Genomic DNA, 12,388 nt, shown 5'->3' with positions numbered 1-12,388 from the left:
CGTCGACCTGGCCGGAGTTCTGCGCCCTCAGGTGCGAGGCTGAAGCAGTGCCAGCGCCAGCGTTGCCGCAGCAAGGATCGAGGTCAGCGTCAGCGGTGCAGACGCACCGAAGTGGTCGACGGCGAAGCCACCGAACAGAGCGCCGATGCTGATGGCGACCTGGAAGGAAACCACCATCAGGCTTCCGGCTGCCTCCAATGCGTCACTCGCGCCGCGAGAGAGGTTGGTCGGCAGAACGACCGGCGCCATGCCGAACGCAAGACCCCAGGATGTGACGAGCGTGAACGCGACGCTGCTATTCACGCCCCACAAGACGAGCGAGACAGCCGAGAAGGCCATCAGTCCGCCGGTGACCGCGAGCGCGATACGAACATTTGCATCTGCCAGACGGCCGCCGACGAAGTTGCCGAACACCGAGGCGACGCCAAAGCCAAGCAGGGCGAGCGCAATCGGACCGGTGTCCAGCAGCGTTACCTGCTCAAGGAAGGGCCGCACGTAAACGGAGCCGGCGAAGTGCCCGGTCATCAGCATCAGGATGGCAAGCATGCCGAGCTGGACGGTGCGGCGCTTTGTCAGCCGGAACACGTCCGACAGGCTGTTGCTGGTGTTTGCGGGCAGGCTCGGCAGGCTCAGGATCTGCAAAAGCATGGCGATCGCCGCCAAGCCCGCCGTCAGTGCCGTGGCCGCACGCCAGCCGATCCAGTCGCTGATTAAAGCACCCATGGAAGGTGCGGCAATGGTGGCAAGCGAGACGCCGAGCGTCACAATCGCCATCCCCCGACCTGTCGCGTTCGTGCCCACGAGACGCGCGACTACCGCCACGGAGAGTGCCCAGAAGCCGCTCAGCGCAATGCCTAGCCCAGCGCGGCCGAGCAACAACAGCCAGAAGTCCGTCGCGAACGCGGCCAGAAGATTGGAAATAATCGCCAGTGCACTTAGCCCCACCAGAACCGTCTTCCGGTCCAACTTGCCGATGAGCACATTGCTCAACAGGGCGGTTACTGCACCAACAGATGCCGTGGCGGTAACCACCTGGCCCGCCGTGCCTTCACTGACACCAAGATCACGCGCCATCGGCGTCAACAGTCCGGCCGGCAGGAATTCCGCAGAGACAAGGGCAAAACTCGTGGCTGCCATGGAAATAACAGCAAACCAGGTCGTCGGGCTCCAACTCGTCGGAACCGCATCGTCGAGATCAATGGTGGCGCTGTCTAGCTGAGATGTTGTGTCCGTCATTGAAGTACCTCCAAGGTTGGTAGGCCTTTAATAACGAAGTCAGGCAGGACGATATGTAGCTTAAAGTCCGATTTGCATGTCCATTCGTCCGGATTTGGTGCGACGCACAACGCCGGGAGAGACGCTGGTGATGCGCTTGAAGGCGCGCGCGAAAGAGGCTTCGGACTCATAGCCCATATGCGAAGCGACCTCGGCAATAGACATGTTCTTGCGCAGGAGATCGCGGGCAAGCTGCATGCGCAGGCGCGTGAGATAACGGGCCGCGCCCTCTCCCAGGATCGCACTGAAACGCTCCGCGAAAACGGAGCGTGATTGACCGGCGACCGCCGCAAGCGCCTCAAGCGTCCAGTCCCGGCCGGGATCACGATGAATGGCGGCAAGTGCCCGGCCGATATGCGGATCACGGATGGCAGCGAGCCAGCCGCTGGTCGAAGCGCCGCTGCAGTTGACCCAGCAGCGGATAAGCCGCGCAACGAGCACATCTGCCATGCGCGACAGGATCGTTGCGCTGCCCATCTGCCGCTCGCAGGATTCTGCGGTCATCGCGGCAATCAGTGGGCCGATAATGGGGTCATTGCCCGCAACGTCGCAGCCCTTGATGATCGGCGGCATCAGCGCAATCAACGGGTTGAGCGCATGCGCGCCCAAGGCCATCGAGCCGCAAAAAAGAGTGCTCGTTGCACCCGTGCCTTCCTGCACCACTTCGCAGACATTGCCGCCGAACCTTTTCACGTGGCAGCGGTCGAACGTATCTGCGGCAACATCCGGCTGGCTCGCAAGGCGGTGTTCAACGCCCTGCGGCAACAAGACCAGATCGCCGTTCTGCAGTTCCTGCCATCCGTGCATTTCGGTATGGATCCAGCAGGGCCCCTCACTCACGAAGTGAAAACGAAGCAGCGGTTGTTGGGAAAAGGTTATGCTCCAGGGATGGCGCAATTCGCAGCGACCATAGGTGATGCCGCTCAAACGAAAATCCTGGAGGACTTCGCTCAAGGGATCAGAAGGCGCTTGGGTCACGGGCTGGGAGGAACGGTCAAGCATCGCCCGAATCTATGCGTCGACCATTCGAACCACAACCCGAGCAAGGTCGAACACTCAAACCCGCAACGCCGAATAATCCAACGCCCGCAAGTCAGCGAGCAACTCCACTCGCTGATCTCGCAGTGACGGGAATGGCGGCTTTAGATCCTCACGCTGCTTTCAAGCCGGCTGTGCGAAACGCGGTTACGGCATCTGCTCCCGCAGGAATCCGCATCGGTGCGTCCGGCTCCGTCACGGCCGTCCAGACAGCACGCGCGACATCTTCTGCTGTCGTCACTTCCGTCGATGACTGCAGCTTCTGCAACTGCTCCTGTACGAACGGCTGGTAGATCTCCGGAACCGCCATCCCCATGCGAGCCACGGCGTTCTTTCCGAAGTCGGTGGTGGGTGCGGCACCCGGCAACACGAGCCGCGTCCTTACGCCAAACTGAGCGGCCTCCAGCGCGAGGCTTTCGGTGAAGGCATTGAGGGCCGCCTTGCTGGCGCTGTAGACTGAAAGGGCCGGCAGCGGCTTCACCGTGACGACTGAGCTGACATTGACGATCACGCCCGAACCCTGCTTGCGCATGCCTGGAAGGAAAGCCTTCGCCATGGCAATAGGACCGAGGACGTTCGTATCGAAAAGCTCCCGGACCTGATCCATCCCGGAACCCTCTAACACGTTCAGCATGCCGACGCCGGCATTGTTCACGAGGGCATCGATGGTACCAACGCTTTCCACTGCAGCAGCAATGCTGTCTGCATCCGAAACGTCCAGAGCGATGACGCTCAACCGCTCATGGTCCGGAAGCACGCCGGGTCGCGGGCTACGCATGGTCGCGATGACCTCCCAGCCTTCTGAAAGGAAGAGGCGGGCGGTAGCAAGGCCGAAGCCGGACGAGCAGCCGGTGATAAGAATTCTTGGCATTGGGTTTCTCCTACTGGGTGTGACACTGGAGAAATGGACTTTCAACGGCGGACTTTATATATCTGGAAGTCCAGCATGCTTTAGCGAAAGTCCAACAATGGCAGATCCGATCGCCGAAGTCGTATCGTTCCTGAAGCCAAGCCTCTCGATCTCGAAGCTCGTCACCGGCGGCGGACGCTGGATGGTTGAGCGCACGGACCTCGATAGTTCCTTCTATTGCGCCATGGTAGAAGGCTGCTGCCGGTTGACGATCACGGGCCGCGAGCCCGTCATCCTCAATGGGGGCGATTTCGTGCTCATCCCGGAAGTCTGCTCCTTCACGATGGAAAGCATCGACCCGCTTCCGCGCGGCGCGCTCGCCGAGCGGCTGGAAACGGCGCCAGGCGTCTTCCGGCTTGGTGATCCGCAACTGCCTGCTGACGTGAAGATGATGGTAGGCCACTGCGCCTTTGCGACTGATGACAAGGCGCTGCTGGTGTCCCTCCTGCCGGAGGTGATCCACATCCACGGCGAGGATCGGCTTGCATTGCTGGTCGGCATGATCCACGACGAAACGAGAAGCAGCCGCGCTGCCCGGGACATGGTATTGCACCGTCTGTTGGAGGTCCTGCTCATCGAGGCGCTTCGCACCGCGGGCAGCGAGGTGCCGCCTAGCCTGTTGCGCGGCATGAGCGACCGGCATCTGGCACCCGCTCTACGCGGCATCCACGAGGACCCGGCTCGAACTGTAAATGTCGAGGCACTGGCGCGCAGCGCCGGCCTATCCCGGTCGAGCTTCTTCGAGCGCTTCCGCCGAGAACTAGGTGTTTCCCCAATGGAATATGCGACCGCATGGCGGATGGCGCTCGCCAAGGAGTTCCTGCGCCGGGATCTGGCAACCACAGAGATCGCTCGCCGCGTCGGATACGGCTCCGCCAGCGCCTTCACAGCGGCCTTTACGCGGTACGTCGGGACCCCGCCTGGTGCCTATGCCCGGGCAACCCAGGCAAGTTGAAGGCACCCGCCAGCATCTGCCTTACCAAAGCTTAATCCTGAAATTCATCTTTGATTTAACCACTCGGCTCCTAAGGCTGTTCTCGTCGAAAACATGAGGGCTTCATTATGAAGCTATTCACCCGCGCTTTTGCAGTCGCCCTGGCAATGACATGCGCTGCGGCTCCGCTTTCCGCCCAGGCGCAGTCGCACCATCCGGACCGCAAGCCGTCGTTCCATCAGTCGCACAAGCCCCAGGCCCATCGTCCGCCGCCGAAGCACAAGTGGGCGCGTGGTCACAAGGTTTCCGACTGGAAGCGCCGCCAGCACGTGCGCGATTATCGCCGCTACGGCCTGCGCGCACCGGGCAAGGGCCAGCAGTGGATCAAGGTCGACAACGACTACCTGCTCGTCAGCGTGGCGACCGGCCTGATCCTCGGCCTCGCGGCAGGCCGCTGAGCCAGCAATCGGGAGGCCTCACCTCGGGGCCTCACCTACACCCTGAACCGTCAATGCGCCTGGCCATCGCCGGGTTGCTCGGGCTTCGTCGCCTCGGGATCAAACTGCCGGTCAACATAGCTCATCCAGTTCCGGACATTGCCGAACAGGATGTCGAGATCGTACTGCCACTCAAGCAAAAGCAGGCGCCAGTTCATGCCTTGTGGCGTATAGCCCTGTTGCGAGATGAGGCCGCGGAGCGTCTCCATCTTCGCCGTGGGCGAGCTGTGAACGTCATGCTCGAACAGCCGGTGGAACCCATCTTCCCGGGAAACTTCCTGGAAACCGACTTCGGATACGGCAGGCATCGCATGTTCTCCTTCTGAACAAGCCGCCCCCTTCTATCCAGTGTACTCCTCATGACCGCAGTTGTTAATCGGCCTGCAGGCTCGGTTAGAACAATCCTGTCGTGAAGAGCTTGCTCGTGGACAGGAAAGCAACGGCGTCCGCCAGACGCTGCGGATCGTTCAGCCCGGACCGATACAAGGAGACTGCAAGCCGCAATACCAGGTTCTGATCGACCTGTGCGCCACTGCTCGAAAGCGTTTCAACAGCCGCTTTCAGCGGTTCATGATCTTCCAGCAGCGAGCTGCAGCTTTGTAGCAGTTCCATGGTGGCTCTCTCAAACCGGTAAAGCAGAAACGCGTCTCGTCACTGGAGGCGCAAGCCCAAACAGTTTCGCGCAACAGTGCGACGATCATGGAGCGTGTGCACCTGCGCAAAGCTTATGTCAGCATCCGATCACGGCTTGGACACCCCGCTCACGATTTTGTGAGCACATACACGCACGGCAAAGGCAGGACGCCAGAGCCGGTGGTTCAAAAGGCGATGCGCCTAAAAGATCAGTGCGCCGCTTCGAACAACGCGATCCGAAAAATATGTTTTTTTATGGACACTCCCTGTCAATCATCGACATACTGCATAGGTACTGAGGGGGATATACGTCCTACGACAATCAATTTGCTGCTCTTCCGCTCAGAGGATACGCATCCTGCTGGGCTGAAGACCTATAAGGAGAATGCCTGCGCTATTGAGCGGGGCTTAGAATGAATGGCTTTTGCAACTGAGGAAGACGCGCTGGACAAACCGGCTACGACCAAAATCAGTGTTAAGAACGTCTACAAGATCTTCGGCGAGAACACCGACGAAGCGCTCAAGATGGTGCGCGCCGGGAAGACGAAATCAGAAATCCACGCCGAGACCGGCGCCTTCGTTGGCGTCCACGATGCAAGCTTTGACATCAGGGCCGGCGAAATTTTCGTGATCATGGGTCTGTCCGGCTCGGGCAAATCGACTCTGCTTCGCCTCCTTAACCGCCTGATCGAGCCGACATCCGGCACAATCGAAATCGACGGCAAGGACATCACCAGCATGTCACGGCGCGAGCTTATCGAGTTACGCCGGCGCGACATCAGCATGGTCTTCCAATCCTTCGCGCTGCTGCCCAACCGGACCGTGCTGAACAATGCCGCCTTCGGGCTCGAAGTGGCCGGCGTTGGCGAAGCGGAACGGCACCAGAAGGCGCTCGATGCGCTGAAGGCCGTCGGGCTGGACGGTTACGCCGACAGCCGCCCCGACCAGTTGTCTGGCGGCATGAAGCAGCGCGTCGGACTTGCACGGGCACTTGCCAGCGAGCCGACCGTGCTTCTGATGGACGAGGCCTTCTCGGCACTCGATCCGCTCATTCGCACCGAGATGCAGGACGAGTTGGTCCGCCTGCAGGCGGAGCACAGCCGCACCATCGTTTTCGTCAGCCACGATCTCGACGAAGCGATGCGCATCGGAGACCGGATCTGCATCATGCAGAACGGCGCGGTGGTCCAGGTCGGGACGCCTGACGAGATCGTCATGAACCCGGCGAACGACTATGTCCGCTCCTTCTTCCGCAATGTCGACGTCTCCCACGTCTTCAAGGCGGGTGACGTGGCCCGCAAGACACAGGTGACGATCATCGAGCGCCAAGGTGTCTCTGCCGCCGCCGCGCTGGAGCGGATGCAGAATTTTGACCGCGAATACGCGATCATTCTTGGACGCGACAAGACGTATCACGGCATGGTCAGCCAGGCGTCTCTTGTGGAGAAGATGCGCCTCAAGGCGGCTGATCCCTATCGCGACGCGTTCCTCAAAGAGGTCGAGGCAATCCCGGCCAACGAACCTCTCTCGAACGTTCTCGGCCGCGTGGCAGCCAGCCCATGGCCCGTTCCCGTGATCGATGAGAACAGGCGCTATGTCGGCTCCATAAGCAAGTCTTCGCTTCTCGAAACGCTCGACCGCGCTAGCTGATTTGACCAACCGGCCAAACACCGGAGATACATATGAATTTCGATATCGGTGACGGCATCGACGCCGCCGTGAATTACATTTTGGACAACTTTTCGCCCGTCCTCGACTTCATCGCGGCGGCCATCGGCTTTGTGACGGGTACGATCCACGACCTGCTCACAGCCGCTCCCATGCCCGTTGCGCTGGCAATCTTTGTACTCCTGTCACTCTGGCGCGTCGGCATCGGCTTCGGCCTATTGACTGGCATTGCGCTCTGGCTCGTCAACCAGATGGGCCTTTGGGACGCGATGATGGAAACCCTGTCGCTTGTGATCGCGTCGACTCTGATGGCAATGATCGTCGGCCTGCCGCTCGGCATCGCCATGGCCCGCAAGGATTCAGTCGCAGCCGTCGTGCGGCCGATCCTCGACCTGATGCAGACGATGCCTGCCTTCGTTTATCTCATTCCGGCCGCAATGTTCTTTGGCCTCGGCGCCGTGCCGGGTGCGCTCGCCACCGTCATCTTCTCGATGCCACCGGTCGTGCGCCTCACCAATCTCGGCATCCGACAGGTCCATCCCGAGTTCATCGAAGCCGGCAACGCCTTCGGCTGCACTTCGTGGCAGTTGCTGTTCAAGGTCCAGCTTCCGAACGCCATGCCGTCGATCATGGCCGGCATCAACCAGACGATCCTGCTGTCGCTGTCGATGGTGGTGATTGCCTCGATGATCGGCGCGGGCGGCCTCGGCAACACGGTACTCACCGGTATCCAACGCCTTGATGTCGGCACCGGCTTCGAGGGCGGCCTCGCTGTCGTCATCCTGGCTGTCATTCTCGACCGCCTTACCCAGTCACTGGGGAAGTCCCGCGCCTCTTTCTGGCAGGGCCTCTTCAGGAAGAACGAGCGCAAGAAGATGACGACGGCGACCGCCTGAGCTTCTTCCTGTGCCGGACCCGCGCGGGCGCTGAACCCGCAAAACCGAACTCCACAAAAAGGAGCTACTATGTTGAAACTGAAATCTGCAACTCGTCGGACGGCCCTGCTGACAGCCTTCGGGCTTGCGGCATCCGTTCTGTCCGTATCGACCATGCCGGTCGCTGCGCAGGATGCAAAGCCCATCAAGATCGGCTGGGCAGCCTGGTCAGACGCCGAGTTTGTTACCAAGCTCGCCGCAAAGCTCATCAAGGACGAACTTGGCCAGGACGTAGAACTGGTTCAGACGGACGTAGCGCCTCTTTATCAGGGCGTGAGCCGCGGGGACGTCGATGCGATGATGATGGCCTGGTTGCCTCAGACGCATGCCGACTACTTCGACAAGGTGAAGGACCGCGTCGAGACGCTCGGTACCGTTTACGACGGCGCCAAGCTCGGCTGGGTTGTTCCGGAATACATTCCGGAAAGCGAGATCGCTTCGATCGAGGACCTGAAGAAGCCGAACGTGCAGAAGGAACTCGGCGGCACGATCCAGGGTATTGATCCGGGCGCTGGCCTGACACGACTCTCGGAGAAGGCAGTCAAGGATTATGGCCTCGACGGCTATAAGCTTCAGATCTCCAGTGAAGCCGGGATGCTCACCAGCGTTGACCGTGCGTACCGGGGCGAGAAGTGGTTCGTGGCCACCTCCTGGAGCCCCCACTGGATGTTCGGCAAGTACAAGCTTCGTTACCTGAACGACCCGAAGACCTCGCTTGGCGAAGCTGAACATATCGACGTGCTTGCCCGTAAGGACTTCAGCACAGACAACCCGAAGGTTGCGGGCTTCCTGTCGCGCATGAAGCTGCCGATCGCGGATCTTGAAGCAGCGATGTTCACCGCTCAGGAAACCTCCTACGACGAGGCAGTTGCGAGATACATCACGGATCACCCGGACCAGGTCAAAACCTGGCTCGGCGACAAGAACTGATCCTGCTGGCTCCGGATCCTTCCGGAGCCACTTCCCCTTCTCGGAGGACAATTGATGTATGACATGTCCAACGAACGCGCCTTCGGACAAGGAGACACGCTCGGTGGTCGCATCTCCTTGGCCCGCGCGGCCAAAGGCATTTCCGTAGAAGACGCTGCCAACCTGAACGACGTCGATCCCGACGTCTGGACGATATGGGAGAACGATCGCGACGCGCCAGCCACCCACCTTCTTGAAACGGTCGCCCTGACGCTTGACGTGAGCCTTCTATGGCTCCTCGACGGACGAGGTTTTGGCCCGACGTGGCGCCGAGAGGCATAGCCGACGGCCCGACCTAGTTGAGGAAATCGACCAGAGAGATGTCCACCACCCAGTCATAGTCGCCAACGACGACCGTCTCCGGCCGGGGCGCTGCGAACCCATGCGGCAGCAAGCCGAAGCAGGTTTGTGAGGTCTGTCCCGGCTGGATGATCTTGTCGCCACGCAGATAGCCGCGGTAGGCAACGGAGGAATGGCCTTTCAGCCGGCCGGTGAGGCTGAAGGAAATCCGCGCGATGGCGCGACGATTGCCGTTGCTGAACTGCACCAGGATGGGCGCGGCCGGATCAGGACAGGAGGCTGCATCTGCCGATGCTTCTGCCGCGACGGCATCCTTCACCTGTCCAGATTTCTCTGCCTGCTGCGAACTGTACCACCACAGGCCGCATCCGGCCACGAAGGCGGCGGCCAGCAGGATGTATCCCAAGCGGCGATTGAGCAGGAAGCTGAGGCCGATAACCAGGACTGCGATGGCAGCGACCCAGGCCATCACGCTATCCGATATTTCTGATGCATTACCATACCCACCTACATAGGCCGAGGTTGCGGCGGCGCAACGGCATAAACACCCTGTGATCCTGCCCGAACGGGCTTTCACACGAATTTTCGATGGCTGAAGGAATAAATCCTGCCCCTGCGGTGTCTCTACAAAGGGCGGCCAAGCGATCCGCCTTCCAATGGGAGAGATGGTAATGAAGAAGATGCTTACTTTGGCGGCAGCATTCGCCGCAGTGGCCGGGACGGCTTTTGCTGCCGGTCCGTTCAAGACCGTCAAGACAGACAAGGGTGAAGTTCTTGCCGGTGACAAGGGCATGACCCTTTACACCTTCAAGAACGACAAGCCCGGCACCTCCAACTGCTACGACAAATGCGCAACGAACTGGCCTCCCGCCTTGTCCGCATCCGGCGCCAATGCCGAAGGCGCCTACACGCTCGTGACGCGAAAGGATGGCGCAAAGCAGTGGGCGAAGGATGGCATGCCGCTCTACTACTGGGTTAAGGATAAGAAGGAAGGCGACACAACAGGCGACGGCGTGAACGGCGTGTGGGATCTTGCAAGACCCTGAGCAACCAGAGCCGCCCCCGGCGGCAGACTTGGCGACGCGGCAGCCACCGGGTGCCGCGCCTCTTTCCTTTGAACTGCAAGTGCTGACCCTGCTTCCTGGTTTGCGCCGCTATTCGCGCAGCCTGACGCGCTCGGATTCCGAAAGCGACGACCTGCTACAGGATAGCCTCGAAAAGGCGTTGGCGAACCGGGGCCAGTGGCGCGGAGGCAGCCTCAAGTCCTGGATCTACAGGATCATGACCAATGTCCACCTCAACACGAGGCGGGCGCTCGCCCGACGCCCCTCTGTTCCCATCGAAGCTGCTGAAAACGCGGCCGACGAGATGTCGCCGGGCGATCCGCTGGAGCGGCGCAAGCTCATCCGCGCGGTCGACGCGCTTCCGAAGGATGCAAGGGCCGTGCTGATGCTGGTGGTCGTTGAAGGGTATTCCTACCAGGAGGTCGCCGATATTCTGGAAGTGCCCGTCGGCACTGTCATGTCCCGCCTGTCGCGCGCCAGACATGCGCTTCAAGACAAGCTGCAGGAGGATAATGTTGTCCCCTTACGGAGAACCACATGACCGAAGCCTCCCTCATCACCGAGGCTGATCTGCACGGTTATGCAGATGGACTGCTTGGCGACGCCGATCGTGTGCGGGTGGAACGGTATCTGCAAGAGAATCCAGATGCCGCCGAGCTGGTTTCGAAATGGGAAGCCCAGAACGTCGAACTCCGCCGCACCTTCGCCCCCTACGAGCGGTCTCATCCTGACGATCTCGATCTCCTCCTGACCAGGCCTCGCCTCGGCAAGCCGCGTGCGCGGTTGGCGTCCGCTTTGGCAGCCGTGGCGATCTTTTTAACCGGCGCGGCTGCCGGTCACTACGGCCCCGCCCTCGGCGGGAAAGATATTGAGACCGTCACCACAGCTGCTTCCTTCCCGCGCGAAGCGCAGGATGCTTATCTGGTCTATGCTGGCGAGGTACGCCATCCGGTCGAGGTTTTTGCTGAGGAAGAGGCGCATCTCGCGACCTGGCTCGGCAAGCGGCTGGCGGTCGCCGACCTGAAGATCCCTGCGCTACAGGCGCTCGGCTTCCAGCTTGTCGGCGGACGGTTGATCCCGGTGGCGGGCAAACCTGGCGGCATGTTCATGTATGAGGATCAGGCCGGCCAGCGGGTCACCATCGTCTTGGCGCGCAATCGGGACAACACCACGACGAGCTTCCGCTTTCATTCCGCCGGGTCGATCGAAACCTTCTACTGGATCGACGGTGAGCTTGGGTACGCCGTTACCGGTGAAGTTTCACGCCAACGCCTGCAGGAGATCGCCCAGGCTTGCTACGAGCAGCTTTCGTGAACGGCGGACAAGGCTATCACTCCACAACGCCGATCATCGGACCAAACCCGCCGTGCCACGACCAGTCGCTGCGTCCCAGGCGCTCGCTATAGATCCCAGCCCCTCGGCCGCCATCGAGGAACAGCGCGTTCGGGCACTTCATTTGGTCGCGAAAGAAGCGCGCGAAAGCATGGAAGTTGATGTCATCCTCGCTGATCGCGAAATGAATGATGCCATCCCTCGAGATACCCACACCGCTACGTCGCGTCTTGTCCGTCGAGCCAGGAATAAGCGCCGGATGCAGCTCGTTCTTCATGACCAGCATCGGCCCCGATTGGGTGGCAAACTGTACCGTTCTCGGCCGGCTTAGATACTCTTCGGTCGTCAGGATCCCCACGTCGCTTCCCGTCAGGAAAAAGATGCCGTTCGGCTTCTTGTAGAAATTCGGGATCGATCCCGGTGACCCAGTCATCGTCTTTGTATTGACTGGCCTAAGTTGGTGACCATCCTCGACATAAAGCCCTACCGGCTCAAAGCTTTCGGAATACATCCCGCCGTTCACCGCGAAGACGAGTTGCTTGCCACCACTCGTGACCTCTTCCGCCAGCCGCGCGAACGACTTCAACGGCGCGCCGTCTGGCGCTTTCCAAAACATTCGCAGCTTGGTCTTTGTGGGGTCAAACGAGCAGACGGTGAGCTTGCTGTCCTCGAAGTTTTCCTCCGAGCAGTGGGACACGGCTTCGGCCCTGCCGCGAGCGGGCGAAACGGTCAGCGAGATCGCAAGCAGAGCCATCCACAGCCAGGCACCTAGCAGATGATCCACCGTTGAATTGCGTCTTCGGACCATATGCGCATCTCCGCTGCCGCAGCCG

16 protein-coding genes are annotated in these 12,388 nt (G+C 60.7%); 9 read left to right on the top strand and 7 right to left on the bottom strand.

Annotation, left to right across the window (positions count from 1 at the left end; genetic code table 11):
* Nucleotides 1-27: 27 nt before the first annotated feature.
* From M0654_RS06125 to M0654_RS06115, 3 genes are all read right to left on the bottom strand, one after another.
* Nucleotides 28-1,236 carry an MFS transporter gene (locus tag M0654_RS06125; protein ID WP_248682276.1) on the bottom strand — a complete coding sequence of 403 codons (1,209 nt, stop codon included), beginning with the start codon at nucleotides 1,234-1,236 and terminating at the stop codon, nucleotides 28-30.
* 60 nt (nucleotides 1,237-1,296) lie between these two features.
* Entirely contained in the window at nucleotides 1,297-2,277 is a 981-nt protein-coding gene (locus M0654_RS06120; protein WP_248682275.1) for an AraC family transcriptional regulator, read from the bottom strand.
* Between the two features lie 148 nt (nucleotides 2,278-2,425).
* Nucleotides 2,426-3,184, bottom strand: a complete 759-nt coding sequence (locus tag M0654_RS06115; RefSeq protein ID WP_248682274.1) for an SDR family oxidoreductase — start codon at nucleotides 3,182-3,184, stop codon at nucleotides 2,426-2,428.
* Between the two features lie 97 nt (nucleotides 3,185-3,281).
* Between M0654_RS06115 and M0654_RS06110 the strand changes: the two genes are divergently transcribed.
* Both M0654_RS06110 and M0654_RS06105 read left to right on the top strand, forming a co-directional pair.
* Nucleotides 3,282-4,178, top strand: coding sequence for an AraC family transcriptional regulator (locus M0654_RS06110; RefSeq protein WP_248682273.1), 897 nt, complete (start codon nucleotides 3,282-3,284; stop codon nucleotides 4,176-4,178).
* 107 nt (nucleotides 4,179-4,285) lie between these two features.
* Entirely contained in the window at nucleotides 4,286-4,615 is a 330-nt protein-coding gene (locus M0654_RS06105) for an RcnB family protein (RefSeq protein WP_248682272.1), read from the top strand.
* A 50-nt stretch (nucleotides 4,616-4,665) separates the two neighbouring features.
* Here M0654_RS06105 and M0654_RS06100 read toward each other — a convergent pair whose 3' ends face one another.
* Both M0654_RS06100 and M0654_RS06095 read right to left on the bottom strand, forming a co-directional pair.
* Complete coding sequence (locus M0654_RS06100; RefSeq protein ID WP_248682271.1) at nucleotides 4,666-4,962, bottom strand: hypothetical protein; 297 nt, start codon at nucleotides 4,960-4,962, stop codon at nucleotides 4,666-4,668.
* Nucleotides 4,963-5,047: 85 nt separating this feature from the next.
* Nucleotides 5,048-5,266 (bottom strand): hypothetical protein, encoded by a 219-nt coding sequence (locus M0654_RS06095; RefSeq protein ID WP_248682270.1) that lies wholly within the window; start codon nucleotides 5,264-5,266, stop codon nucleotides 5,048-5,050.
* A 465-nt stretch (nucleotides 5,267-5,731) separates the two neighbouring features.
* Here M0654_RS06095 and proV point away from each other — a divergent pair, with 465 nt between their 5' ends.
* The 4 genes from proV to M0654_RS06075 all read left to right on the top strand — a co-directional run bounded on the left by proV (nucleotide 5,732) and on the right by M0654_RS06075 (nucleotide 9,141).
* Nucleotides 5,732-6,937, top strand: coding sequence for a glycine betaine/L-proline ABC transporter ATP-binding protein ProV (gene proV / locus M0654_RS06090; RefSeq protein WP_118852881.1), 1,206 nt, complete (start codon nucleotides 5,732-5,734; stop codon nucleotides 6,935-6,937).
* A 32-nt stretch (nucleotides 6,938-6,969) separates the two neighbouring features.
* Entirely contained in the window at nucleotides 6,970-7,851 is an 882-nt protein-coding gene (locus tag M0654_RS06085; RefSeq protein WP_282571538.1) for an ABC transporter permease, read from the top strand.
* A gap of 69 nt (nucleotides 7,852-7,920) precedes the next feature.
* Nucleotides 7,921-8,820, top strand: a complete 900-nt coding sequence (locus M0654_RS06080; protein WP_248682268.1) for a glycine betaine ABC transporter substrate-binding protein — start codon at nucleotides 7,921-7,923, stop codon at nucleotides 8,818-8,820.
* A 54-nt stretch (nucleotides 8,821-8,874) separates the two neighbouring features.
* On the top strand, nucleotides 8,875-9,141 hold the full coding sequence (locus tag M0654_RS06075; protein WP_248682267.1) for a helix-turn-helix domain-containing protein: 267 nt from the start codon (nucleotides 8,875-8,877) through the stop codon (nucleotides 9,139-9,141).
* A gap of 13 nt (nucleotides 9,142-9,154) precedes the next feature.
* Here M0654_RS06075 and M0654_RS06070 read toward each other — a convergent pair whose 3' ends face one another.
* Nucleotides 9,155-9,628: a hypothetical protein gene (locus M0654_RS06070; RefSeq protein WP_248682266.1), complete on the bottom strand. Its 474-nt coding sequence runs from the start codon at nucleotides 9,626-9,628 to the stop codon at nucleotides 9,155-9,157.
* 196 nt (nucleotides 9,629-9,824) lie between these two features.
* On the opposite strand from M0654_RS06070, the gene M0654_RS06065 reads away from it, so the two are divergent.
* The 3 genes from M0654_RS06065 to M0654_RS06055 are packed head-to-tail and all read left to right on the top strand — an operon-like array spanning nucleotide 9,825 to nucleotide 11,537.
* A complete protein-coding gene (locus M0654_RS06065; protein WP_390919709.1) occupies nucleotides 9,825-10,205 on the top strand; it encodes a COG4315 family predicted lipoprotein in 381 nt (126 codons plus the stop codon).
* A gap of 28 nt (nucleotides 10,206-10,233) precedes the next feature.
* Complete coding sequence (locus M0654_RS06060) at nucleotides 10,234-10,764, top strand: RNA polymerase sigma factor (protein WP_248682264.1); 531 nt, start codon at nucleotides 10,234-10,236, stop codon at nucleotides 10,762-10,764.
* Entirely contained in the window at nucleotides 10,761-11,537 is a 777-nt protein-coding gene (locus M0654_RS06055; protein ID WP_248682263.1) for an anti-sigma factor family protein, read from the top strand. Before M0654_RS06060 ends, M0654_RS06055 begins: the two co-directional genes overlap by 4 nt.
* A gap of 16 nt (nucleotides 11,538-11,553) precedes the next feature.
* Here the strand turns inward: M0654_RS06055 and M0654_RS06050 are convergent, their stop codons facing one another.
* Nucleotides 11,554-12,363, bottom strand: coding sequence for a phosphodiester glycosidase family protein (locus M0654_RS06050; protein ID WP_248682262.1), 810 nt, complete (start codon nucleotides 12,361-12,363; stop codon nucleotides 11,554-11,556).
* Nucleotides 12,364-12,388: the final 25 nt, after the last annotated feature.

This window comes from Neorhizobium turbinariae, assembly GCF_023223505.1.
GTDB classification, from domain to species: Bacteria; Pseudomonadota; Alphaproteobacteria; order Rhizobiales; family Rhizobiaceae; genus Neorhizobium; species Neorhizobium turbinariae.
The sequence above is the reverse complement of the archived record's forward strand: the minus strand, read 5'-3'. Positions and strand labels throughout refer to the sequence as shown.

Excerpts from the sequence above, each read along its gene's own strand:
- M0654_RS06125 (WP_248682276.1), bottom strand. The coding sequence starts at position 1,236 with ATGACGGACACAACATCTCAGCTAGACAGCGCCACCATTGATCTCGAC.
- M0654_RS06120 (WP_248682275.1), bottom strand. The coding sequence starts at position 2,277 with ATGCTTGACCGTTCCTCCCAGCCCGTGACCCAAGCGCCTTCTGATCCC.
- M0654_RS06115 (WP_248682274.1), bottom strand. The coding sequence starts at position 3,184 with ATGCCAAGAATTCTTATCACCGGCTGCTCGTCCGGCTTCGGCCTTGCT.
- M0654_RS06110 (WP_248682273.1), top strand. The coding sequence starts at position 3,282 with ATGGCAGATCCGATCGCCGAAGTCGTATCGTTCCTGAAGCCAAGCCTC.
- M0654_RS06105 (WP_248682272.1), top strand. The coding sequence starts at position 4,286 with ATGAAGCTATTCACCCGCGCTTTTGCAGTCGCCCTGGCAATGACATGC.
- M0654_RS06100 (WP_248682271.1), bottom strand. The coding sequence starts at position 4,962 with ATGCCTGCCGTATCCGAAGTCGGTTTCCAGGAAGTTTCCCGGGAAGAT.
- M0654_RS06095 (WP_248682270.1), bottom strand. The coding sequence starts at position 5,266 with ATGGAACTGCTACAAAGCTGCAGCTCGCTGCTGGAAGATCATGAACCG.
- M0654_RS06085 (WP_282571538.1), top strand. The coding sequence starts at position 6,970 with ATGAATTTCGATATCGGTGACGGCATCGACGCCGCCGTGAATTACATT.
- M0654_RS06080 (WP_248682268.1), top strand. The coding sequence starts at position 7,921 with ATGTTGAAACTGAAATCTGCAACTCGTCGGACGGCCCTGCTGACAGCC.
- M0654_RS06075 (WP_248682267.1), top strand. The coding sequence starts at position 8,875 with ATGTATGACATGTCCAACGAACGCGCCTTCGGACAAGGAGACACGCTC.
- M0654_RS06070 (WP_248682266.1), bottom strand. The coding sequence starts at position 9,628 with ATGGCCTGGGTCGCTGCCATCGCAGTCCTGGTTATCGGCCTCAGCTTC.
- M0654_RS06065 (WP_390919709.1), top strand. The coding sequence starts at position 9,825 with ATGGTAATGAAGAAGATGCTTACTTTGGCGGCAGCATTCGCCGCAGTG.
- M0654_RS06055 (WP_248682263.1), top strand. The coding sequence starts at position 10,761 with ATGACCGAAGCCTCCCTCATCACCGAGGCTGATCTGCACGGTTATGCA.
- M0654_RS06050 (WP_248682262.1), bottom strand. The coding sequence starts at position 12,363 with ATGGTCCGAAGACGCAATTCAACGGTGGATCATCTGCTAGGTGCCTGG.